The following is a 23994-nucleotide window of genomic DNA, read 5'->3' on the forward strand; positions in this document are numbered from 1 at the left end:
ATCCGTTACCGAGTCCTCTGAGCGTTTAGGTTGCGCCCGTAAGGGGCGAAACCAAGACGAAAGATCGACACGCCAATGATCGTTGCCCGGATATAAATAGCGCAAAAACACACACAAGCTCGCCAGTCCGGTATCACCCACATTTTCTCCACGCCCGAAGCGCCTGTTCGCTACCCAACCGAGAGCCGTCGACGTTCATTTAACTGTCACATTCGTTTCATAGAGTGTTCACGTGGCCTGCAGATACTTGGGCCCGTTCCATCCAACACTATCCTGCTAGGAGCAAGGCATGAAACTGAAGCGTTTGATGGCGGCCCTGACTTTCGCCGCCGCTGGCGTAAGCGCCGTATCTGCTGTAGCCGCCGTCGACCCGGCTCTGCCGAACTACGAAAAGACTTCCGGTGTGTCGGGCAACCTGTCCAGCGTCGGTTCCGATTCGCTGGCCAACCTGATGACCCTGTGGGCAGAAGAGTTCAAGAAGAACTACCCCAACGTGAACATCCAGATCCAGGCCGCTGGTTCCTCCACTGCGCCACCCGCGCTGACCGAAGGCACCGCCAACATGGGCCCGATGAGCCGTCCGATGAAGGACAGCGAAATCCAGGCCTTCGAAGAGAAGTACGGCTACAAGCCGACCGCCGTTCCGGTAGCGATCGACGCCCTGGCCGTGTTCGTACACAAGGACAACCCGATCAAGTCGCTGTCCATCGAGCAGGTCGACGCGATCTTCTCCAGCACCCGTCTGTGCGGCAATGACAAGGACATCAAGACCTGGGGTGATCTCGGTCTGACCGGCGAGTGGGCAAACAAGCCGCTGCAGCTGTTCGGTCGTAACTCGGTATCCGGCACCTACGGTTACTTCAAGGAAGAAGCCCTGTGCAAAGGTGACTTCAAATCCAACGTCAACGAGCAGCCGGGTTCGGCTTCCGTGGTGCAGTCGATCTCCAGCACCCTGAACGCCATTGGCTACTCGGGTATTGGCTACCGTACCTCCAGCGTTCGCGCCGTACCGCTGTCCAAGAAGGGCGGTGAAGCCTTCGAAGCCTCGGAAGAAAACGCCCTGGCTGGCAAGTTCCCGCTGGCCCGCTTCTTCTACGTCTACGTGAACAAGGCTCCGAACCAGCCGCTGAGCCCGCTGGATGCCGAGTTCATCAAGCTGGTGCTGTCCAAGCAGGGCCAGGACGTCGTGATGAAAGACGGTTACATCCCGCTGCCGTCCAAGGTAGCCGAAAAAGCGATGAAGGAACTGGGCCTGTAAGGCTTCCAGTGTGATGGCCTAGCTCTGGTAGCCAGGCCATTCGACGAACCCGCCACCTTATGGGTGGCGGGCTTCGTCATGTCAGCAGGCTGTAATCTTTCTGTCACACAAGCTCGCTAAATTGACAAGCCTGGGCAGCCGTATGCGCTGCAATCAAGCTCGCGCAGAGACTTCTCGCATGAATGACTTGGCAAACGAATCCATGAACCGTTCGCAGAACCCTCTAGGGATCGACTTCAACACGCCCGCCCTGCAACGCAAGCGCCGTCTGCGCGCGTTGAAGGACCGCATGGCGCGCTGGTACGTCTCCATCGGTGGTCTGGCGGTGCTCGGTGCCATCACCCTTATCTTCTTCTACCTCGCCCATGTCGTGCTGCCCATGTTCCAGGGCGCCGAGCTCGAGTCGCGCAAGGCTCAGCAACCGGCCTGGCTGGCCGAGGCTCAGGCACCATTGCTTCTCGCCGTGGAAGAGCAGAACCAGGTCGCCATGCGCCTGGATACTTCCGGCGCCGTGCAGTTCTTCGAGCTCAAGAGTGGCGAAGCCCTGCAGCGCCTGCAATTGCCGCTGCCGCAAGGCGTCAGTGTCGCCTCTGTCGGCCAGGATCAGCCGGGTACACGCCGCGTGGTACTGGGCCTGTCCAACGGCCAGGCGCTGATCATTCAGCACAGTTACAAGATCACCTATCCAGACAACGTACGTGCCATCGCGCCGCAGATCGAATACCCCTACGGTGAAGCACCGATCGAGGTCGATCCGCAGGGGCGTCCGCTCGAGCACATCGCCGTCAATCTCAACAGCGGCACGCTGATGCTGGCTGGCTCCACGGGCAACGAGCTGCACCTGATCAGCCTCGCTCGCGAGGAGAACCTGTTCACCGGCGAGGTGAGCGTCAGCGAGGAGCGCATCAACCTGCCGCAGATCGGCGAGCCGATCAGTCAGCTGATCCTCGACCCGCGGCAGATGTGGCTGTACGTGTTCAACGGCGATTCCAGTGCCGACGTTTTCGATCTGCGCAAGCGCAGCCTCAATGGTCGTTACGAGCTGCTCAAGGATGCGTCCAACCGTGTGACCAGCGCTACCAGCCTGCTCGGCGGCATCTCGATCATGATCGGTGACGCCAAGGGTGGTATCCAGCAGTGGTTCATGGTGCGCGATCAGGATGGCAAGTCCACCTTCCAGTCGATCCGCAGCTTCCAGCTGGGCGACAGCGCGATCACCCAGATTCTTCCTGAAGAGCGCCGCAAAGGCTTCATGGCCCTGGACGCCGACGGGCGCCTGGGCATCTTCCACAGCACCGCGCACCGTACCCTGCTCAAGGAGCAGGTCGCCGAAGGCAGCGCCATCGCCGCCCTGTCACCGCGAGCCAGTCGTGTGCTGGTCGAGTCGGACGGCAAGCTGCAGCGCTTCGTGGTGGATAACCCGCACCCGGAAATTTCCTGGAGCTCGCTGTGGGGCAAGGTCTGGTACGAAAGCTACCCGGAGCCTGACTACGTCTGGCAGTCGACTTCCGCCAACACTGATTTCGAAGCCAAGCTGAGCTTGTCGCCGCTGGCCTTCGGTACCCTCAAGGCGGCGTTTTACGCCATGCTGCTGGCCGCGCCGCTGGCCGTGGCTGCAGCGATCTATACCGCCTACTTCATGGCGCCGCGCATGCGCACCAAGGTCAAGCCGGTGATCGAGCTGATGGAAGCGTTGCCGACGGTGATCCTCGGTTTCTTCGCCGGCCTGTTCCTCGCGCCGTTTCTGGAGAACCACTTACCCGGCATCTTCAGCCTCTTGTTGCTGACGCCGGTGGGCATCCTGCTTTTCGGTTTCCTCTGGACCAAGCTGCCTGAGTCCATCCGCCACCGTGTTCCCGAAGGCTGGGAAGCGGCACTGCTGATTCCGGTGGTGGTCGCCGTGGGCTGGTTCTCCATCGCGATCAGTGGTCATCTGGAAAACTGGCTGTTCGACGGCAACATGCGCCTGTGGCTGTCCAACGACCTGGGCATCCCCTTCGACCAGCGCAACGCTCTGGTGGTGGGCCTGGCGATGGGCTTCGCGGTGATCCCGAACATCTACTCCATCGCCGAAGACGCCGTGTTCAGTGTGCCCAAGAGCCTGACTTTCGGCTCCCTGGCCCTCGGTGCGACGCCCTGGCAGACCCTGACCCGCGTGGTGATTCTCACCGCCAGCCCGGGCATCTTCTCGGCGCTGATGATCGGCATGGGCCGCGCGGTGGGCGAGACCATGATCGTACTGATGGCCACCGGCAACACGCCGATCATGGACATGAATATCTTCGAAGGCATGCGCACCCTGGCGGCCAACGTCGCGGTGGAAATGCCCGAGTCTGAGGTTGGCGGCACTCACTACCGTGTGTTGTTCCTGGCCGCCATGGTGCTGCTGTTGTTCACCTTCGTCATGAACACCCTGGCCGAGCTGATTCGTCAGCGTCTGCGCACCAAGTATTCGTCGCTCTAAGGTTTTGGAAGGTATATGTCCGTGAAACAGAACAACCTGAAATCCTGGTACAAGAGCGGCGCTCCGGGCGTGTGGATGAGCGGTGGCGCGGTTGCCATCGCCATCATCATGACCCTTGGTCTGCTGGCGGTGATCGCCTCTCGTGGCCTGGGCCACTTCTGGCCGGCCGACATCCTCGAAGCCGACTACCAGGTGCCTGGTCAGGAAGCACGGGTGATGCTGGGTGAGGTGGTGCAGGTCGAGGAAGTGCCGCGTGCGCGTCTCGCGGCCGCAGGCCTGCCGGTCGCCGAAGAGGGCGGCGAATTCATGACCCGCGAGCTGATGAAAGTGGGTAACCGCGAGCTGTTCGGCGCCGACTTCACTTGGGTGGTCGGCGAGTGGCTGAGCAACCCGCGCAAGCCAGCGGGTATTACGGTGCTGGAGCGTCGCGAATGGGGCAACTTCTACGGCAACCTGGTCAACGTCAAGGAAAGCGGTCAGGTAATCGCCGAGGGTGATGCGGCCTGGGCTGCGTTGCAAGAGCGTCTGGATCGCGTCGATGATCTGCATGCGCAACTGGTGCGCCTGGAGAAGAAAGACATCGGCCGCATCAACCACAGCCTCGAGCGGATCCGTCTGGAAGGCCGCAAACTGCAGTTGCAGGGCAAGCTGGATGACGCCGCGCAAGCTGACATGGATGCCCGTCGCGATGCACTGAATGCCGAGTACAAGGTGCTCGAAGAGCGCATGGTGGCGCTGACCCAGCAGATCAATCGCGACAGCGTGACCCTGACAGCCAGCGATGGACGCCAGACCGAAATCGAACTGGGCAAAATCGTCCGCGCCTTCCGCCCGAACGCCATGGGCACCGTCGACAAGCTCGGCTTCTATGCCATGAAACTGTGGGAGTTCGTCAGTGACGAGCCGCGTGAGGCCAACACCGAAGGCGGTATCTTCCCGGCGATCTTCGGCACCGTGCTGATGGTCATGCTGATGGCGGTGATCGTTACCCCATTTGGCGTGATCGCCGCGGTCTACCTGCGCGAATACGCGCATCAGGGCGCACTGACCCGGGTGATCCGCATCGCGGTGAACAACCTGGCCGGCGTACCGTCGATCGTCTACGGCGTGTTCGGCCTGGGCTTCTTCGTTTACGTGCTGGGTGGCTCGATCGACCAGCTGTTCTTCCCCGAGTCCGCCCCGGCGCCGACCTTCGGCACCCCGGGCCTGATGTGGGCCTCGCTGACCCTGGCGATCCTCACCCTGCCGGTGGTCATCGTCGCCACCGAGGAAGGCCTGGCGCGTATTCCGCGTGCAGTACGTGAAGGTTCGCTGGCGCTTGGCGCGACCAAGGCCGAGACGCTGTGGAAGGTGGTCATCCCGATGGCCAGCCCGGCGATGATGACCGGCCTGATCCTGGCCGTGGCACGTGCCGCTGGTGAGGTGGCGCCGCTGATGCTGGTGGGTGTGGTGAAACTGGCACCGACCCTGCCGCTCAACGGTAACTACCCTTACCTGCACCTGGATCAGAAGATCATGCACCTGGGCTTCCACATCTACGACGTCGGCTTCCAGAGCCCCAACGTCGAGGCCGCGCGTCCGCTGGTTTACGCCACTGCGCTGCTGCTGGTGATCGTTATCGCCCTGCTCAACCTGACTGCGGTCTATATCCGTAACCACCTGCGCGAGAAGTACAAGGCGCTGGATCACTAACGCAGCTACGAGTCGCGCACCGCCGGTGCGCAGCTTGCAGCTTGTAGCTACGAACGGAGTGAGTTTATGCAACACGAAACCCATACCCACGGTATCGATCTGGCCGCCCTCGGCCGTGACAAGCAGAGCCTGAGCCTGGCCAACGAGACCACGGCCATCGAAGTGCCGGGGCTGAACCTGTACTACGGCCAGAAGCAGGCGCTGTTCGACGTCAAGATGGATATCCCCAAGCAGCGCGTGACCGCCTTCATCGGCCCGTCCGGCTGCGGCAAGTCGACCCTGCTGCGTACCTTCAACCGCATGAACGACTTGGTCGACGGTTGCCGTGTGGAGGGCGAGATCAACATCGACGGGCGCAACATCTACCGAAAGGGCGAGGACGTGGCCGAGCTGCGCCGCCGTGTCGGCATGGTGTTCCAGAAGCCCAACCCCTTTCCCAAGAGCATCTACGAGAACGTGGTGTATGGCCTGCGTATCCAGGGCATCAACAGCAAGCGTGTGCTCGACGAGGCCGTGGAGTGGGCGTTGAAGAGCGCGGCGTTGTGGGATGAGGTCAAGGATCGTCTGCATGACTCGGCGCTGGGTTTGTCCGGCGGTCAGCAGCAGCGTCTGGTCATTGCCCGTACCGTGGCCGTGCAGCCGGAAGTGCTGCTGCTCGACGAACCCTGCTCGGCCCTCGACCCGATTTCCACACTGAAGGTCGAAGAGCTGATCTACGAGCTCAAGAGCAAGTACACCATCGTCATCGTCACCCACAACATGCAGCAGGCGGCGCGCGTTTCCGACTACACCGCGTTCATGTACATGGGCAAGCTGATCGAGTTCGGTGATACCGACACCCTGTTCACCAACCCGGCCAAGAAGCAGACAGAAGACTACATCACCGGTCGCTATGGCTGATGGCCATGTCAGAGGTCGCTGGACTGCGTCGGCGGAACTTGCCGTACTACCTGTACTGTCTGCGTTCCGCCTCCTCGCCCAGCACCCTCTGCCAAAGCCCATCCCTTAACAACCAGTAGGGTGCGCGGCGCGCACCATGGCCATCCAAGCCGGCAGCTTTCGCGGAGCGAAACATGATCAACAAAGACAACCTTACCCAGCACATCTCCCAGCAGTTCAACGCCGAACTGGAAGAGGTGCGCAGCCACCTGCTGGCCATGGGCGGCCTGGTGGAAAAGCAGGTCAACGATGCCGTCACCGCGCTGATCGAGGCCGACTCCGGCCTGGCCCAGCAGGTGCGCGAGATCGACGACCAGATCAACCAGATGGAGCGCAACATCGACGAGGAATGCGTACGCATCCTCGCCCGTCGCCAGCCGGCTGCCTCCGACCTGCGTCTGATCATCAGCATCTCCAAATCGGTGATCGACCTCGAGCGCATCGGCGACGAGTCGACCAAGATCGCCAAGCGCGCCATCCAGCTGTGCGAAGAGGGCGAGTCGCCGCGTGGTTACGTCGAGGTTCGTCATATCGGTGATCAGGTGCGCAAGATGGTGCAGGAGGCACTGGACGCCTTCGCTCGCTTCGATGCCGACCTGGCCCTGTCGGTGGCGCAGTACGACAAGACCGTCGACCGCGAGTACAAGACCGCGTTGCGTGAACTGGTGACTTTCATGATGGAAGATCCGCGTTCGATCTCCCGCGTGCTCAACGTGATCTGGGCGCTTCGCTCGCTGGAGCGCATCGGCGATCATGCGCGCAACATCGCCGAACTGGTGATCTACCTGGTGCGTGGCACCGATGTGCGCCACATCGGCCTGACTCGCATGCGTGAAGAGGTCGAGGGCAAGTCCAGGGACTGATGCCTGCTTGATGCCGACGGCCCGGGCTTTCCCGGGCCGTTTTGTTTGCGCGATTTGTTGTGTGTCCGGCGTTTTTCCGTTGGCCTTAGGCCACTGGCCATGACTATGCTTACTGCCATTCGTACAGGAGTGGCCGATGAGCAAAGTCAGTGTGCTGGTGGTGGATGACGCGACCTTTATCCGTGATCTGGTCAAGAAAGGGCTGCGCGATAATTTCCCCGGCGTACAGATCGAGGAAGCGATCAACGGCCGCAAGGCCCAGCAGATGTTGAGCCGTCAGGTGGTCGACCTGATCCTCTGTGACTGGGAAATGCCGGAGATGTCCGGCCTCGAGCTGCTGACTTGGTGCCGCGAGCAGGACAACCTGAAAACCACGCCCTTCATCATGGTCACCAGCCGCGGTGACAAGGAGAACGTGGTGCAGGCGATCCAGGCTGGTGTTTCCGACTACATCGGTAAGCCCTTCTCCAACGAACAACTGGTGACCAAGGTGAAGAAGGCGCTGAGCCGCGCCGGCAAGCTGCAGGCCCTGGCCGCCAGCGCGCCGCCGAAGATGCTCAGCAGCGGCGGCTTTGCCAATGATTCGCTGGCCGCGCTCACCGGTGGCAAGGCTGAGGTGGTCAAACCCAGTGCTCCGGTGCCGGCTGCGGGCCAGGCTGAGCCGAGCGCAGCACCAGCGCCGGCAGCTCCGAGCAAGTCGCCAGCCGGTCGTGGCCAGGGTCAGCTGCGTTTGCCGGCGGGTAGCATGGCTTGTGTGATCAAGGCGCTGAGCCTCAAGGAGGCACTGCTAGTGGTCAAACGCACCGAACAACTGCCGCAGGTGCTGGAGAGTGCAGTGCTCGACCTAGAGCAGGGCGAAGCAGCGGAAACCGCTCGGCTCAATGGCTACCTGCACGCGGTGGTGGCATTCGAACCCAAGCCCGACAGCGAATGGCTGCAACTGACGTTCCGATTCGTCGACCGTGACCCGCAAAAACTCGATTATCTGTCGCGGCTGATCGCCCGCGGCACTGCGCAGAAGCATTTCAGCCCCGGCGCATAGCCGTATGCAATCCGCGGCGCTGTGCCGACCAATGGCGGTGAGCCGGTTCACAGCCTGACGGTCGGTGTCTCGCGCGCTCCGTGCTGCGCTGCTAGTCTTGCTAACCCGGATATCAAAAAGCCATAAGATCCGAGTCGTTATGCTAGGGCGTCTAATTATTCTCTGCAGTCTGCTGGTCTGTTGCAGCCAGGCCGCTGCGCTGACCATCTACAAGTACGTCGACAAGAACGGCGTAGTCACCTATAGCGATCAGGCTGCGCCTGGCGCGCAGGTGTTCGTGTTCAACGATCGCATGGTCGAGCGCTTGGACAACCAGGTGAAACTGGAAACCAAGAAGCACGAGGCCGGTGAAACCCTGCTGATTCGCAATGACCTGTATGCCCCGGTGGAAATCGAACTGAAGCTGGAGCAGGTACAGAACGCCATCGGCGCGCCGGACAAACCGATTCGCTGGGTGTTGCCACCGCGCAGCAATATCCGCCTCGCCACCCTCACCGCGCACGATGCATCGAAACCGCTGCGCTACACACCCAAGTTGCGCTACGCCCTCGGCGACCCGCGACTGCAGCCGAGCATCCATCGCTATCCGCTGCCCTGGCGTGGCGGTCCGTTCCGTCAGACCCAGGGCGCCAACGGCACCTACAGCCACTTCACTGCCAAGGGCCGCTATGCGGTGGATATCGCCATGCCTGAAGGCACGCCCATCGTCGCTGCACGCGCAGGCATGGTGGTGAAGACCGAGAACCAGCAGAGCGGCCGTGGCAACAACCCGGCCGGCAACTTCGTGCGCATTCTGCATGACGACGGCACCATGGGTGTTTACCTGCACCTGATGAAGGGGTCGGTCGGTGTGCGTGAAGGCCAGCGGGTAGAAACCGGCAGCCTGTTGGCGCGCTCCGGCAACACCGGCAACAGCACCGGCCCGCACCTGCACTTCGTGGTGCAGCGCAACGTGGGTCTGGCGGTCGAGTCCATTCCCTTCAACTTCCGTCAGCCGGTCAACAGCCTGCCGAATTTCGCCGTCGGCGGCGAATAGTCTGGCGGCAGAATATCAAGCAAAAAAACGGCGACCCTCGGGTCGCCGTTTTGTGAAAACCAGGCGTGATCAGCCGATCTCGATCATCTCGAAATCCATCTTGCCGACGCCGCAGTCAGGGCATAGCCAGTCTTCCGGCACGTCTTCCCAGCGGGTGCCGGGAGCGATGCCGTCATCCGGCCAGCCCTGGCTCTCGTCGTAAATCAGTCCACAGACCACGCATTGCCACTTTTTCATAAAAACCTCAGGCCAATCTCACGGTGTTGCGCGACGCAAGCTACCGCAATTGCACTGACGCGCCAAGCGGGCTGGCGGCAATCGCCGCCAGCCAGGGACCAACCAAAGTCGGGCCGCGCAGTGCACGGCCCGTCATCACTCAGCGAGCGGCCATCAGCGGGTCGGTCAGCGCCATGCCATACATCGTCACCAGGGCGATCACGCCGGCTGCAGCGAGGTAGTAGAGCGTCGGCAGGATGGTCTTGCGCAGGGTGATGCCTTCGCGCCCGAGCAGACCGACGGTCGCCGAAGCCGCCACCACGTTGTGAATGGCGATCATGTTGCCCGCCGCCGCACCGACCGACTGCACGGCGACCATCATCGCCCCGGACACGCCGATCAGCTCGGCAGCGTTGAGCTGGAACTGCGACAGCATCAGGTTGGACACGGTGTTGGAACCGGCGATGAAGGCGCCCAGTGCGCCCACGGCCGGGGCGAAGAACGGATACACGCCACCAACGCTGTCGGCCACCAGTTGCGCCATGGCCACCGGCATCGACACCAGGTCGCTGCCATTGACCCCGGAGTTGATCAGGATACGCACCATGGGGATGGTGAAGATCAGCACGAAGCCCGCACCGAGCAGGGTCTTGCTCGACTCGCCCACCGCCGCCTTCAGTTCGGAGAAGCGCATGCGATGGAGGAAGAAGGTGATCAGCACCACCATGCACAGGATGCCACCCGGCAGGTACAGCGGTTCGATGGTGCCGGACACGCCGGTCTCACCGAGGATGTCCTTCCAGCCGAAGGTAAAGCTCATCAGTGCCGCTTTCACCTCGGGGAAGGTGCGCGAGATCACCAGGAACACCGCCAGCAGCAGGTAGGGCGCCCACGCCATGGGCACCGAAATCGGCGCCTTGCCGGCCACCTCTTCCAGTTTCATTTCGATTTTGCCCATCCAGTCGGACGGCCAGTCTTTCGGGTCAGCGAAGTCCCAGGTGTCCTTCGGCAGCAGGAAGCCGGCCTTGGCGGCCGGTACCACGATGGCCAAGCCGACCAGGGCGCCGATCATCGAGGGGAATTCCGGGCCGAGGAACACGCCGGCTGCCATGTACGGCAGGGAGAAGGCGAAGGCGGTGAAGATGGCGAACGGCGCGACGGCCAGGCCTTCCTTCCAGCTCTGATTCTTGCCGAAGAAGCGCGTCATGATCATCACCATGATCAGCGGCATCAGCAGGCCGATCAGGCCGTGGGTGATGGCCACCCGCGAATAGATCAGGTGGAAGAAGGCTTCCCAGCTGCTGCCGGTGGCAACCAGTTGCTCGGTGATGCCGGTTCTGTCCAGGCCCGAACCGACACCCACCAGGATTGGCGTACCCACTGCGCCGAAAGATACCGGCGTCGATTGCACCATCATGCCCAGCACCACCGCGGCCAGCGCCGGGAAGCCCAGGGCGACCAGCAACGGCGCGGCCACGGCAGCCGGGGTGCCGAAACCGGAGGCGCCCTCGATGAAGCAGCCGAACAGCCAGGCGACGATCAGCGCCTGCACGCGGCGATCCGGACTGATGTTGGAGAAGCCCCGGCGAATTGCCGCGATGCCGCCGGAGTGCTTGAGGGTGTTCAGCAGCAGGATCGCGCCGAAGATGATCCATAGGATCGCGGCCGTGAGTATCAGCCCCTGCAGGCTGGAGGCGATGACCCGGTTGAGGGACATGTCCCAGGCCAGCAGGCCGATCAGAGCGGTGAGGACGAACACCAGCGGCATCGCGTACTTGGCCGGCCAGCGAAAGCCGATCAGCAGTACACCCGCCAGTACCAGTGGCACGAAGGCCAGGATGGACAGCAGCGTTTGACTCATGGGTTGGTTCCTTCTTTTTCTTGTGAACCACAGTTTTCCGGGGATACCCGGCGCCACGCATCTGGAAGTGTCGGGCACCACGGCACCGACCTTTCCGCGAGCCGCGACGGCAGGGATCACCCATCGTCGCGCTCATGCTCGAAAGCCCCGACGGCCAGAAACCGTCAGGGCTTGTTACTGCTCCGTGGAGGCGTCAAGAGCCATCCACGGTTGTTAGCTCCCTTGTGTAGGAGCTCCGCCCCGGGGCGAAGCGTTTCGAATCAACGCCGCCCTGCTTCGCGGCGGGGCGCCGCTCCTACATGATCGGTGAGATGTTCAGACCTCCTCTTTAAAGCGCAAACGCCAGGCATGCAGCAGCGGCTCGGTGTAACCGGACGGTTGCTCGCGGCCCTTGAATACCAGGTCGCTGGCGGCGCGGAAGGCGTGGGATTGCTCGAAGTTCGGTGCCATCGGGCGGTAGGCCGCATCGCCGGCATTCTGTCCGTCGACCACCTGGGCCATGCGCTGCAGCGTCTCGCGTACCTGGGCCTCGCTGACCACGCCGTGGTGCAGCCAGTTGGCGATGTGCTGGGCGGAGATGCGCAGGGTGGCGCGGTCTTCCATCAGGCCGACGTTGTGGATGTCCGGCACCTTGGAGCAGCCGACGCCCTGCTCGACCCAGCGCACCACGTAACCGAGGATGCCCTGGCAGTTGTTGTCCAGCTCCTGCTGGATATCGCTGGCGCTCCAGGGCCGTTCGGCGCTGACCGGTACGCTGAGCAGGTCATTGAGCAGGCTGTCGCGCTGACTGGCCAGGTCGATCAGCTCCAGCTCGCTCTGCACCGCCTGCACGTCGATCTGGTGGTAGTGCAGGGCGTGCAGCACGGCGGCGGTCGGCGACGGCACCCAGGCGGTGTTGGCGCCGGCTTTCGGATGGCCGATCTTCTGTTCGAGCATGGCTGCCATCAGGTCCGGCATGGCCCACATGCCCTTGCCGATCTGCGCCTTGCCGCGCAGCCCGCAGGCCAGGCCGACCAGCACGTTGTTGCGCTCGTAGGCCTGGATCCAGGCGCTGGATTTCATGTCGCCCTTGCGCAGCATCGCGCCAGCTTCCATGGCGGTGTGCATCTCGTCGCCAGTGCGATCGAGGAAGCCGGTGTTGATGAAGGCCACGCGCGCGCTGGCAGCCTCGATGCAGGCCTTGAGGTTGACGCTGGTGCGCCGCTCCTCGTCCATGATGCCCATTTTCAGGGTGTTCGCGGGCATGCCCAGTAGTTGCTCGACGCGACCGAACAGCTCGTTGGCGAAGGCCACTTCGAACGGCCCGTGCATCTTCGGTTTGACGATATACACGCTGCCGGTGCGCGAGTTGCCGCGGCGCTGCAGGTCATGCAGGGCGATCAGGCTGGTGATCACTGCATCGAGGATGCCCTCGGGAATTTCCAAGCCTTCACCGTCGAGGATCGCCGGGTTGCTCATCAGGTGGCCGACGTTGCGCACGAACAGCAATGAACGACCATGCAGGGTCAGTTCGCTGCCATCGGCGGCGGTGTAGACGCGATCCGGGTTGAGGCGGCGGGTGATACGCTTGCCGCCCTTGTCCAGTTCCTCGGCCAGGTCACCCTTCATCAGGCCCAGCCAGTTGCGGTAGACCACCACCTTGTCGACGGCGTCGACGGCGGCCACCGAGTCCTCGCAGTCCATGATGGTCGACAGTGCCGCCTCCATCAGCACGTCCTTCACCCCGGCGGCGTCGGTACGGCCGATGGGGCTACCTGCGTCGATCTGGATCTCGAAGTGCAGGCCGTTGTTCTTCAGCAGCACGGCGCTCGGCGTGGCAGCCTCGCCCTGGAAACCGACGAACTTCTCCGGTTGCGCCAAGGAGGTCTGCGCGCCGCTGCTCAGGGTCACCTGCAGCTGACCGGCGACCACGGCATAGGCACTGGCATCGGCGTGCGAGCCCTTGGCCAGCGGCGCGGCCTGGTCGAGGAAGGCGCGGGCGAAGGCGATCACCTTGGCGCCGCGTACTTCGTTATAGCCGGGACCTTTGCTGGCGCCGCCTTCTTCGCTGATCGCGTCGGTGCCATACAGGGCGTCGTACAGCGAGCCCCAGCGGGCGTTGGCAGCGTTCAGTGCGTAGCGTGCGTTCATCACCGGCACTACCAGCTGTGGGCCAGCCTGGGTGGCGATTTCGCTGTCGACGTTGGCGGTGCTGGCCTTAACCTGCTCCGGCTGCGGCAGCAGGTAACCGATGGAGCCGAGGAAGGCGCGGTAGGCGGCCATGTCGGTGATCGGGCCGGGGTTGGCGCGATGCCAGTTATCCAGCTCGGTCTGCAGACGGTCACGCTCGGCCAGCAGCGCGCGGTTGCGCGGGGCCAGGTCGTGTACCAGTGCGTCGAAACCGCTCCAGAAGGCCGCAGCCTCGACACCGCTACCGGGCAGCACTTCGCTTTCGATGAACTGCTTGAGCTCGGCGGCTACCTGCAGGCGCTGACATTGCACGCGTTCGGTCATTTTTCTGTTCTCCTGTCGTTCGCTCCCCTCTCCCTTTGGGAGAGGGGCTGGGGGTGAGGGTTCCTGGCTGTGCGCCGTAAGGCCCTCATCCGTCACTTCATGCCACCTTCTCCCAGAGGGAGAAGGGCATCAGTTGGCGGCTGCGCCGCATGTTTAAAGGGCCGCAATACCTGCTTTGGCCACCTGCGCATCCTGCTCGGCCTTGACCCCGGACACGCCCACTGCACCCACCACCTGGCCATCCACCAGCACCGGTACGCCACCTTCCAATGAAGTCACCAGCGGTGCGCTGAGGAAGGCGCTGCGACCACCATTGACCATGTCCTCGTAACCCTTGGTCTCGCGGCGGCCGATGGCGGCGCTGCGCGCTTTCTCGGTGGCGATGTAGGCGCCGATCGGCGCGCAGCCGTCGAGGCGTTCCAGGGCCAGCGGGTGACCGCCGTCGTCGACCACGGCGATGGCTACAGCCCAGCCCTGTTGCTGCGCTTCGCTGCGGGCCGCCTGAAGGATCTGGGCGACTTCGTTCTGGCTGAGTACGGCTTTATGTTGCATGGCATACCTCATTCTTGGCTTTTCTCCCCTCGCCCATTTATGGGAGAGGGGCCGGGGGAGAGGGTTCAGGCTTTCACGCCATGGCCTCTTCGACTATTTCGATCCAGTGCCTTACCGGCGTACGTCCGGCGCCGTCCAGATGGGTCTGGCAGCCGATATTGGCGGTGACGATGGCGTCCGGTTTGCTGCTTTCCAGGGCATTGAGCTTGTTGTCGCGCAGCTGGCGTGACAACGCCGGCTGGGTCAGCGAATAGGTGCCGGCCGAGCCGCAGCACAGATGGCTGTCCGGCACGGCAGTGAGGCCGAAACCGAGGCGCGTCAGCACGCCTTCCACCGCGCCGCCGAGCTTCTGCGCATGCTGCAGGGTGCAGGGGCAATGGAAGGCCAGGCGCTGCTCGGCGCGTACCTGCAACTGCTCCAGTGGCTCGCTTTGCAGCACCTCGACCAAATCCTTGGCCAGGGCACTGACCCGCGCCGCCTTGCTCGCATAGGCTGGGTCGCTGGCGAGCAGATGGCCGTAGTCCTTGACGAAGGCGCCGCAGCCGCTGGCGGTCTGCACGATGGCTTCGGTGCCGGCCTCGATGGCCGGCCACCAGGCGTCGATGTTCTGCCGGGCGCGTTGCAGGCCGGCTTCCTGAGCGTTGAGGTGATAGTCGACGGCGCCGCAGCAGCCGGCTTCGTGGATCGGCGTGACGCTGATACCGAGGCGATCGAGCACGCGCGCGGTGGCGGCGTTGGTGTTGGGCGACAGCCCCGGCTGCACACAGCCTTCGAGCATCAGCACGCGGCGCGCATGTTGCCCGGCCGGGCGCGGCTTGGCCGGGCGAACCTCACGCGGCAGCTTGGCCTTGAGCGCGGCCGGCAGCAGCGGACGCAGGGCCAGACCGGCCTGGGTCAGCGTCTTGAACAGCGCGGGTCGCGGTACCACGGCGCGCAGACCTTGGCGCAACAGGCGTTCGTTCAGCGGTCGCGGCACCGCCTGCTCGACCACTTCGCGGCCGATATCCAGCAGGTTGTGGTACTGCACGCCGGATGGGCAGGTGGTTTCGCAGTTGCGGCAGGTCAGGCAGCGATCCAGATGCTGTTGGGTCTTGGCCGTGACTTCATTGCCTTCGAGCATCTGCTTGATCAGGTAGATGCGCCCGCGCGGGCCGTCCAACTCGTCGCCGAGCAGCTGGTAGGTCGGGCAGGTGGCGTTGCAGAAGCCGCAGTGCACGCAGGAGCGCAGGATGCGTTCGGCTTCTTCGGCGCGCGGTAGGCGTTTGGCCTGTTCACTCAAATTGGTCTGCACGTCTTATACCTCGGCGTACATGCGGCCAGGGTTGAAAATACCCTGGGGGTCGAGCTGGTTCTTCAACTGGCGCTGGTAGCGCAGCAGCGGGGCTGCCAGCGGCTGGAAAGGTTGCGCCTGACCGGCGGCGAAGCAGGTGGCGTGGCCGCCGAGCTTGGCCGTCACGCTCTGGATCAGCTCGCCATCGGCGTCGGTCTTCAGCCAGCGTTGCGCGCCGCCCCAGTCGATCAACTGGCGGCCCGGCAGGTCGAGCAGGCCGCTGTTGGCCGGTAGCGACAGGCGCCACAACGTGCCGCTGGCCGCGAAGAAGGGCAGGCGCTGTTCACGCAGCTCATGCCAGTAAGCGTTATCGATTTCCTCACCACCGAGACGCTGGCGCGCGGCCTGAACCGAGCCCTCGCCACCCTCCAGGCGCAGGTGCAGCGCGGTACCGTCGTGGCTGGCGGCGCTGATCGGCAGCGGCTGCTGGCCCCATTCGGCGAGCTTGTTGAGGGCCTGCAGGGCTTCCACTTCCAGACGCAGGCTGAGCACCTGGCGCGGCTTGGGCAGGACCTTGAGCGAAACTTCGGCGAGCAGGCCGAGGCAGCCGAAGCTGCCGGCCATCAGGCGCGACAGGTCGTAGCCGGCGACGTTTTTCATCACCTCGCCGCCAAAGCGCAACAGCTTGCCCTGACCGGTGATCACACGGGTGCCAAGCACCTGATCGCGCACCGAACCGGCCCAGGGCCGACGCGGGCCGGACAGCCCGGCGGCAACCATGCCGCCGAGGGTGGCGCCATCGCCCAGGTGCGGCGGTTCGCATGGCAGCATCTGGTTGTTGGCCTCGAGCGCCGCCTCGATCTCGGTGAGCGGCGTACCGGCGCGGGCGGTGAGCACCAGCTCGGTGGGGTCGTAACTGACGATACCGCGATGCTGGCGGGTATCCAGTACTTCGCCAGTGGTGGCGCGGCCCAGATGCGCCTTGCTGCCGCTGCCCTGAATCCGCAGCGGGGTGGCGCTGTTCAGCGCGTGGTTGACCTGTTCCAGCAGCGCGGCGCTGGCATCGAAATCATGCTGCATCAGAAGCGCTCCAGTTCCGGGAAGGGCAGTTGGCCGTGGTGCACGTGCATGGCGCCGAACTCGGCGCAGCGGTGCAGGGTGGGGATGTTCTTGCCCGGATTGAGCAGGCCGCTGGGGTCGAACGCCGCCTTCACCGCATGGAACAGGGTGATTTCGTCGCTGTTGAACTGCGCGCACATCTGGTTGATCTTCTCGCGGCCAACGCCGTGCTCGCCGGTGATGCTGCCGCCGACCTTGACGCAGAGTTCGAGGATCTTGCCGCCGATGGCCTCGGCGCGCTCCAACTCACCAGGCACGTTGGCATCGAACAGGATCAGCGGGTGCATGTTGCCGTCGCCGGCATGGAACACGTTGGCCACGCGCAGGCCGTATTCCTCGGACAGCTCGGCGATGCCGCGTAGCACGCCTGGCAGCTCACGACGCGGGATGGTGCCGTCCATGCAGTAGTAGTCCGGCGAGATGCGCCCGACCGCGGGGAAGGCGTTCTTGCGCCCGGCCCAGAATTTCACCCGCTCGGCCTCGTCGCGCGCCAGGCGCACTTCGGTGGCGCCAGCTTTCTCCAGCACTTCACGGACGCGCTCGCAGTCGTCGGCCACATCGGCCTCCACGCCGTCGAGCTCGCAGAGCAGAATGGCTTCGGCCTCCACCGGGTAGCCGGCGTGGATAAAGTCTTCGGCGGCGCGAATGGCCAGGTTATCCATCATCTCCAGGCCGCCGGGGATGATGCCGGCGGCGATGATGTCACCCACGGCGCGGCCGGCCTTTTCCACTGAGTCGAAGGCCGCCAGCAGCACCTTGGCCACCTGCGGCTTGGGCAGCAGCTTGACGGTGACCTCGGTGACGATGCCGAGCATGCCCTCGGAGCCGGTGAACAGCGCCAGCAGGTCGAAACCGGGGGCGTCCAGGGCGTCGCTGCCGAGTGTCATGAACTCGCCCTCGACGGTGAGGATGTCGACCTTGAGCAGGTTGTGCACGGTCAGACCGTACTTCAGGCAGTGCACGCCGCCAGCGTTCTCGGCGACATTGCCGCCGATGGAGCAGGCGATCTGCGAAGACGGATCAGGGGCGTAATACAGGTCGAACGGCGCAGCGGTCTGGGAAATCGCCAGGTTACGTACACCAGGCTGAACCCGGGCGAAGCGACCTTCGCGGTTGATCTCGAGAATCTGGTTGAAGCGCGCCATCACCAAGAGGATGCCCTTTTCCAGTGGCAGCGCGCCGCCGGACAGGCCGGTGCCGGCGCCGCGTGCTACCACCGGTACGCCACGGGCGTGGCAGAGCTTGAGCAACTGCTGCACCTGCTCGATGCGCTCGGGCAGCACCACCAGCATGGGCGTGGTGCGATAGGCGGAAAGCCCGTCGCACTCATAGGGTTTGAGGTCTTCCTGGGTGTGCAGGATGTCGAGATCGGGCAGGCTCTGGCGCAACTCGGCCAGTAGGGCGGTCTTGTCGACCGCGGGTAGCGCGCCGTCGACGCGCTCGTCGTACAGAATGCTCATGGCAGGCTCAATCTTGGACGTTGTTGTTATTGGCGGTCATGCCGCGACCTTGGCTGCATGTTTAGGCTGCCTGCTTTTTTACGTCCATTCTCTTTGCTGCTGGTAGGACCAGTTTCTTTCATCAGGCTTTCGCCATGGATTGGCCTAAGGTCTCATACACTGTGGCTTGCCTGCCGGAAGGTGCACGATCTAAGGTGGCCCTTAAAAATTGGTACGACCAGTGCTGCGGAGGTGGCGAATGGACGGGCAACAGGGTGTCGCACGGCGGCAGGTAAGCGATGTTGTGGCCGAACGCATCGAGCGGCTGATCGTCGATGGCGTGCTCAAGGTAGGGCAGCCACTGCCGTCGGAACGGCGCCTGTGCGAAAAGCTGGGCATCTCCCGTTCGGCGCTACGTGAAGGGCTCAAGGTATTGCGTGGTCGCGGCATCATCGACACCGCGCAGGGGCGTGATTCACGGGTGGCCAAGCTCAGCGGCGAGCGCGATGCCAGCCCGCTGATGCACCTGTTCAACTCGCAACCACGCACCCTGTATGACCTGCTGGAGGTGCGCGGCCTGCTCGAAGGCGAGTCGGCGCGTTTGGCGGCGCTGCGTGGCACCGAGGCGGATTTCGTCCTGCTGACCCGGCGTTACGAAGAGATGCTGGCGGCCCATGCGCAGGAAAATCCGGTTGATCCGCGTGAGCATGCGCGCCTCGACCATGCCTTTCACCTGGCCATCTGCGAGGCCTCGCACAACCCGGTGCTGGTGCACACCTTGCAGTCGCTGACCGACCTGATGCTCAGCACCGTGTTCGCCTCGGTGAACAACCTCTACCACCGCCCGGCGCAGAAACGACAGATCGACCGCCAGCATTCGCGCCTGTACCACGCGGTGATCGAACGCCTGCCGGAACAAGCCCAGCGCGCCGCGCGCGACCATATCAACAGCATTCGCGACAACCTGCAGGAGATCGAGCAGGAAGAGCAGCGCCTGGTGCGCGCGACCATGCGTTTGGAGGGCTGGGCATGAGTTCCGCCCGTCTGCCTTTTCCCTCAACGTTTTTAGGTGTGGCAGCGACCAGTCGTCTGCTTCATGACTGGTCGCACAGAATGATGGCGTTTTAACAGCTATCATCGCGCCCTTTCCGCAGCATCCGGGCCGTGCGCCCGTCGAAACTGCCCCCCGCATTCCAATAAAAACCCCGCATTCAAGGGTTCACCCATCACTGCCGGCGCTCGCCTGCGGTGCATTGTCTCGTCCTCGAATTGGAGTACCGACGTGTTGAAGAAGTACCTGTCTGTCATTCTGCTCGCCTGCGCCGCGCTGGTGAGCATGCCCAGCCTGGCGCAGTTGAGCGATTCCGAAGCCATGAACATGGCCGGTCTGCAGCGCTCGCTGACCCAGCGCATGGCCAAGAACTACCTGATGCTCGGTGCCGACGTGCGCGTAGATGTGGCCCAGCGTCAGCTCAAGGAAACCATCGAGCGTTTCGATGCCAGCCAGAAGGCCCTGGCCGGTTACGCCCCCACTGCCGAGATCAAGGCCGCGCTGGCCAAGGTCGACGCCACCTGGGCTGTTCATCGCCAGCAGGTCGAAGCCAAGCCGGATCACGCCAAGGCCGCGGAAATGCTCGCCACCAGCGAGGAGCTGCTGCAGCAGACGCAGCACGTCAGTGACCTGATGGGCCAGCACCTGGGCGCCATGGGCGCCTCCGTGCATCACACCGGCTGGGCGCGCGTGCAGACCCAGCGCATCGCCATGCTCTACATGGCCAAGTCCTGGCGTGTGCCTGCGCCGGACCTGGATGCCAAGCTGGACAAGGCCGTGAGCGATTTCGAGACCATCCTCAAGGAGCTGGAAGCCCGCGGCACGCCGAACGAGGAAATCGCCAACACCCAGCGTCGCGCCCGCGCCCACTGGGGTTTCACCCTCAAGGGCATCGACCTGCACGCCTCGCAGGACTTCGTGCCGACCGTGATCACCGTCAGCACCGACTCGCTGTTCCGTCAGCTCAACGAGCTGACCCGTCTGTACGCCGGCCTGCAGGCCAAAGAGGCCTGATCCGCGTTTGCTGGAAAGCACAAGGGCCGCATTGCGGCCCTTGTGCTTTTGCCCTATCAAGCCGTTGAAAAACGTAGGCGAGGCAGCCAGTGCAATACCGATGGCGGCCCCGCAAAAACAGCCGAAAAAAACACTGGGCCCGCGCTCGGGTTTACGTGCTGTAAATGAGCATTTTGACTGGGCTCGCACGCGAGGCTGTTTTTAACGCAGCAATGGCAACGTAGCTAGTTTTTCAACGGCCTGCTATGCCTGAGGCGTGACGGCCAGGCTAGCCCAGGTCTCGGTTGAGCGGCTAAAGCTCAAGCTTGTAACCAACACCATAGATGGAGTGGATCAGCTCCTGCTCGGGAGCGGCCTGCTCCAGTTTGCGGCGCAGGTTCTTCACGTGGCTGTCGACGGTGCGGTCGGTGACGACGCGGTGGTCGTCGTAGAGATGATCCATAAGCTGGTCGCGCGAGTAGACCCGCCCGGGGGTGGTCGCCAGGCAGTGCAGCAGGCGGAATTCCACCGGGGTCAGGTCGAGTTCCTGCTGGTTGTAGAAGGCCCGGTAGGCCTGGGCATCCAGGCGCAGGCCGTTGTTGGCCGGCGGGCGGCGGCGCAGCACAGCGCGCACGCGCGCCATCACTTCGCGCGGGCTGAAGGGTTTGCAGATGTAGTCATCCGCGCCGAGGTCGAGGCCGAGCAAGCGGTCGACTTCTTCGACGCGCGCGGTGATCAGCATGATCGGTACGTCGCTGAAGGTGCGCAGTTCGCGGCAGATATCCAGGCCGTCGCGGCCCGGCAGCATGATGTCGAGCAGGATCAGTTGCGGCTCTTTTGCACGCACCGCTGGCACCACCGCCAGGCCGTCGGCCAGGCAGGTGACGCGATGCCCTTCAGCCTGCAGGTAGTCGCGCAGCAGCGCCGCCAACTTGGGTTCGTCCTCGACCACCAGGATGTCGGCTGCTGGCAGTGGTTGGTTGCTCAGCATGGGCCGTTCTCCCATGGCAGGTTCAGGTGCAGCCACAGCCCGCCCAGTGGTGAGGCCTTTGCTTCGAGGGTGCCGCCGTGCGCCTCGGCGATGCTGCGGCAGATCGCCAGGCCCAGGCCGGAGCCACCGCTGGCGCGCTGACGCGAACTGTCGGTGCGAAAGAAGCGTTCGCACAGGTGCGGAATGTCCGCCTCGGCAACCCCTGGTGCTGAATCCATCCAGTCCAGGGCAATGCGCCCTTGCTGCTCCTGCAGGCGGATGCGCAGGAGTCCGCCGGCCTCGGTGTAGCGCAGGCTGTTTTCCAGCAGGTTGCTGATCAGTTGGCGGATGCGCGCGGCGTCGACGCGCACCGGCAGGGCGTGCAACGGCAACTGCAGTTCGAGTTGCAGGCCGTGCTCCCGGCAGCGCTCCTGGCTGCCAGCGAGGGCTTCGCGCAGCAGCTCGACCAGGTCGTGCGGCTGCAGACGATAGGTCAGGGCGCCGACATCGGCCAACGACAGTTCGGAGAGGTCATCGACGAGTTTGTTCAACTGGCGCACCTCCTGCTGCAGCGAGCGCAGCGAGTCACCGTCGAGTTTGCGCACGCCATCTTCCAGTGCCTCCAGTTCGCCCTGCAGCACGGCCAGCGGGGTGCGCAGTTCATGGGACACATCAGCCATGAAGTCGCGGCGCATGCGTTCGTTGCGCTCCAGGGTGTAGGCCAGCAGGTTGAAGTCGCGGGCCAGCTGGCCGACGTCATCGTTCGCGGCTTCCTCCACACGTTCGCTGTACTCGCCAGCGGCCAGGCGGTGCGTGGCCGCTGCCACCCGCCGCACCGGTGCCAGCAGGCGCCGTGAGGCCCAGCCAGCGAGCAGTGCGGCCAGCAGCAGGGCGAGCAGACCGACCGCCAGGCTGGCCTGAAGCTGGCGCTTGAGCAGCAGCTCGCCGCCGGCCTCGGTGACGCTCTGGAAGGGCGTCATGGCCAGCCAGCCGACGGTTTTGCCGTCCACTTCGATGGGCATTTGCAGGGCGTCCTCGGTGGGTTCGACGAAGGCGATCAGGCTGCGCTTGTCGGCGTCGAGCAGGGAGATGCGGAATATCGCGCCGGTCAGGTCGGAGACCGGCAGTTCCCAGGTGCTCTGATCCTCGTTCTCCGGCTCGCCCTGTGGGTGGATCAGGCCGAACCAGCGCCGGCGGTCCTTGAGCAGGCCGTCCCAGCTGTGTTGCTCGCGGTAGTAGTCGCCCAGGCGCGGCAGCACCTGGCGCATGCGTTCTTCGGTCTGGCCGTTGATATAGCCGACGAAACCACGGGCGAAGTTCCAGCCGTCGGCGGCGCCCATGGCCAATGCGACCAGCACGGCGATGCCGAACACGGCGAAAAAGAGCTTGCGGGAAAGACTGTTCTTCATGGCGGACGCTGCAGCGGTTTTGCGCTATTTAGCGCCGGCATTGGCGGCGGATTCAATGCATCGCTCGCAATCTCCAAATTCTCTGCACATTTGCTGCGCAGCATAGCTCTCCTGAGAAAAGTCGAGAGTCCGGCCCAGCGTGCCGGTTGGAGAGCCCAATGCACATCACTCTGCGCAAGACCCTGTTGAGCCTGGCCCTGAGCCTGGCCCTGGCCGGTTGTGGCGAACAGGCCGCGCCGCCACCAGCGTCGCAGGCTGAGGTCGGCGTGATCAGCCTGCAGCCGCAGGCGCAACGCATTACCAGCGAGCTGCCCGGGCGCACCAAGGCCTGGCTGAGCGCCGAGATCCGTCCGCAGGTCGGCGGCATCCTGCAGAAACGCCTGTTCACCGAGGGCAGCCAGGTCAAGACCGGCGACGTGCTCTACATCATCGAGCCCGCGCCGTACCAGGCGGCGTTCGACCAGGCCAAGGCCAACACTGCCGAGGCCCGCGCCACGCTTGATGCGGCTCAGCTCAAGGCGCGCCGCTACGCCAATCTGGTGAAAATCGACGCGGTCAGCCAGCAGGACAACGAGGACGCCCAGTCCTCGCTGCAGAGCGCCAAGGCTGCCTACCAGGCTGCGCAAGCGGCACAGGAAAGCGCGCGCATCGACCTCGCCCATACCCGCCTGCAGGCGCCGATCAGCGGTCGCGTGGAGACCTCCAGTGTCACCCCCGGCGCGCTGGTCACCGCCAGCCAGGATGCCGCCCTGACCACCGTGCAGCAGCTCGATCCGCTGTACATCGACATCACCCAATCCAGCGCCCAGGTGCTGCATTACAAGCGTGAGCTGGCGGCCGGGCGGCTGACGGCGAGCGGCGACAACGAGGCGCAGATCCGCCTGGTGCTGGAAGACGGCAGCGAGTACGCGCACTCCGGCAGCCTGCAGTTCAGTGGCGCCAGCGTGTCGCAAAGCACTGGCAGCGTGACCCTGCGCGCGGTGATCCCCAACCCCGAAGGGCTGCTGCTGCCGGGCATGTACGTGCGTGCTCAGCTCGATGAGGCGGTCGACCAGCAGGCGCTGCTGGTGCCGCAGCGCGCCGTCACGCGCAGCGCCAGTGGTGCCACCAGCGTGCTGCTGGTGGTCGACGGCAAGGTCGAGCAGCGCCAGATCGAAGTGGGGCGCAGCGTCGAAAACCAGTGGTGGGTCGAGAGTGGTCTGGCCGCCGGTGACCAGGTGATCATCGAAGGTGGGCAGAAGGTGCGCGTTGGCGACAGCGTCAAGAGCGTGACGCTGCAACAGGCCAGCAGCACTGATCAGCTTGCCGCCAACGCGGCGCAGTGAGG

19 protein-coding genes are annotated in these 23994 nt (G+C 64.0%); 10 read left to right on the forward strand and 9 right to left on the reverse strand.

Features of this window, described 5'->3' with window-relative positions; translation table 11 throughout:
* The first annotated feature begins 289 nt into the window (after positions 1 to 289).
* The 7 genes from AAEQ75_RS09315 (at position 290) to AAEQ75_RS09345 (ending at position 9294) form a co-directional block, all read left to right on the forward strand.
* Positions 290 to 1258 carry a PstS family phosphate ABC transporter substrate-binding protein gene (locus AAEQ75_RS09315; RefSeq protein ID WP_106734706.1) on the forward strand — a complete coding sequence of 323 codons (969 nt, stop codon included), beginning with the start codon at positions 290 to 292 and terminating at the stop codon, positions 1256 to 1258.
* Between the two features lie 178 nt (positions 1259 to 1436).
* Positions 1437 to 3722, forward strand: a complete 2286-nt coding sequence (locus AAEQ75_RS09320) for an ABC transporter permease subunit (protein WP_343351863.1) — start codon at positions 1437 to 1439, stop codon at positions 3720 to 3722.
* Positions 3723 to 3737: 15 nt separating this feature from the next.
* Positions 3738 to 5414 (forward strand): phosphate ABC transporter permease PstA, encoded by a 1677-nt coding sequence (gene pstA / locus AAEQ75_RS09325; RefSeq protein WP_177432019.1) that lies wholly within the window; start codon positions 3738 to 3740, stop codon positions 5412 to 5414.
* A 66-nt stretch (positions 5415 to 5480) separates the two neighbouring features.
* The gene (gene pstB, locus AAEQ75_RS09330; RefSeq protein WP_021487569.1) at positions 5481 to 6314 is read left to right on the forward strand and encodes a phosphate ABC transporter ATP-binding protein PstB; all 834 of its coding nucleotides are present in this window, start codon (positions 5481 to 5483) and stop codon (positions 6312 to 6314) included.
* A gap of 173 nt (positions 6315 to 6487) precedes the next feature.
* Entirely contained in the window at positions 6488 to 7216 is a 729-nt protein-coding gene (gene phoU / locus AAEQ75_RS09335) for a phosphate signaling complex protein PhoU (protein WP_106734704.1), read from the forward strand.
* 136 nt (positions 7217 to 7352) lie between these two features.
* Positions 7353 to 8258: a response regulator gene (locus tag AAEQ75_RS09340; protein WP_143507216.1), complete on the forward strand. Its 906-nt coding sequence runs from the start codon at positions 7353 to 7355 to the stop codon at positions 8256 to 8258.
* A gap of 139 nt (positions 8259 to 8397) precedes the next feature.
* Complete coding sequence (locus AAEQ75_RS09345) at positions 8398 to 9294, forward strand: M23 family metallopeptidase (protein ID WP_343351867.1); 897 nt, start codon at positions 8398 to 8400, stop codon at positions 9292 to 9294.
* A gap of 69 nt (positions 9295 to 9363) precedes the next feature.
* Here the strand turns inward: AAEQ75_RS09345 and AAEQ75_RS09350 are convergent, their stop codons facing one another.
* From AAEQ75_RS09350 to glcD, 7 genes are all read right to left on the reverse strand, one after another.
* Complete coding sequence (locus tag AAEQ75_RS09350) at positions 9364 to 9531, reverse strand: rubredoxin (RefSeq protein ID WP_003242223.1); 168 nt, start codon at positions 9529 to 9531, stop codon at positions 9364 to 9366.
* A 139-nt stretch (positions 9532 to 9670) separates the two neighbouring features.
* Entirely contained in the window at positions 9671 to 11371 is a 1701-nt protein-coding gene (locus AAEQ75_RS09355) for an L-lactate permease (protein ID WP_179575108.1), read from the reverse strand.
* A 315-nt stretch (positions 11372 to 11686) separates the two neighbouring features.
* Positions 11687 to 13864 (reverse strand): malate synthase G, encoded by a 2178-nt coding sequence (locus AAEQ75_RS09360; RefSeq protein ID WP_343351870.1) that lies wholly within the window; start codon positions 13862 to 13864, stop codon positions 11687 to 11689.
* A gap of 153 nt (positions 13865 to 14017) precedes the next feature.
* A complete protein-coding gene (locus tag AAEQ75_RS09365; RefSeq protein WP_004423059.1) occupies positions 14018 to 14416 on the reverse strand; it encodes a heme-binding protein in 399 nt (132 codons plus the stop codon).
* 73 nt (positions 14417 to 14489) lie between these two features.
* Complete coding sequence (gene glcF, locus AAEQ75_RS09370; RefSeq protein ID WP_343351873.1) at positions 14490 to 15707, reverse strand: glycolate oxidase subunit GlcF; 1218 nt, start codon at positions 15705 to 15707, stop codon at positions 14490 to 14492.
* Positions 15708 to 15710: 3 nt separating this feature from the next.
* Positions 15711 to 16766 (reverse strand): glycolate oxidase subunit GlcE, encoded by a 1056-nt coding sequence (gene glcE, locus AAEQ75_RS09375; RefSeq protein ID WP_343351875.1) that lies wholly within the window; start codon positions 16764 to 16766, stop codon positions 15711 to 15713.
* Positions 16766 to 18265, reverse strand: a complete 1500-nt coding sequence (glcD, locus tag AAEQ75_RS09380; RefSeq protein WP_343351877.1) for a glycolate oxidase subunit GlcD — start codon at positions 18263 to 18265, stop codon at positions 16766 to 16768. Before glcD ends, glcE begins: the two co-directional genes overlap by 1 nt.
* Before the next feature lie 238 nt (positions 18266 to 18503).
* On the opposite strand from glcD, the gene glcC reads away from it, so the two are divergent.
* Positions 18504 to 19277, forward strand: a complete 774-nt coding sequence (gene glcC, locus AAEQ75_RS09385; RefSeq protein WP_072423634.1) for a transcriptional regulator GlcC — start codon at positions 18504 to 18506, stop codon at positions 19275 to 19277.
* Positions 19278 to 19526: 249 nt separating this feature from the next.
* The gene (locus AAEQ75_RS09390) at positions 19527 to 20309 is read left to right on the forward strand and encodes a type IV pili methyl-accepting chemotaxis transducer N-terminal domain-containing protein (protein WP_343351881.1); all 783 of its coding nucleotides are present in this window, start codon (positions 19527 to 19529) and stop codon (positions 20307 to 20309) included.
* A 292-nt stretch (positions 20310 to 20601) separates the two neighbouring features.
* On the opposite strand, the gene AAEQ75_RS09395 is transcribed toward AAEQ75_RS09390, so the two are convergent.
* The gene (locus AAEQ75_RS09395) at positions 20602 to 21279 is read right to left on the reverse strand and encodes a response regulator (RefSeq protein ID WP_343351882.1); all 678 of its coding nucleotides are present in this window, start codon (positions 21277 to 21279) and stop codon (positions 20602 to 20604) included.
* On the reverse strand, positions 21273 to 22667 hold the full coding sequence (locus AAEQ75_RS09400; RefSeq protein WP_343351883.1) for an ATP-binding protein: 1395 nt from the start codon (positions 22665 to 22667) through the stop codon (positions 21273 to 21275). Before AAEQ75_RS09400 ends, AAEQ75_RS09395 begins: the two co-directional genes overlap by 7 nt.
* Positions 22668 to 22825: 158 nt before the next feature.
* Between AAEQ75_RS09400 and AAEQ75_RS09405 the strand changes: the two genes are divergently transcribed.
* Entirely contained in the window at positions 22826 to 23992 is a 1167-nt protein-coding gene (locus AAEQ75_RS09405) for an efflux RND transporter periplasmic adaptor subunit (protein ID WP_343351884.1), read from the forward strand.
* The last annotated feature ends 2 nt before the right edge of the window (positions 23993 to 23994 follow it).

Origin of the sequence: Pseudomonas sediminis (assembly GCF_039555755.1) — a bacterium.
In the GTDB taxonomy this organism is placed as follows: Bacteria; Pseudomonadota; Gammaproteobacteria; order Pseudomonadales; family Pseudomonadaceae; genus Aquipseudomonas; species Aquipseudomonas mendocina_D.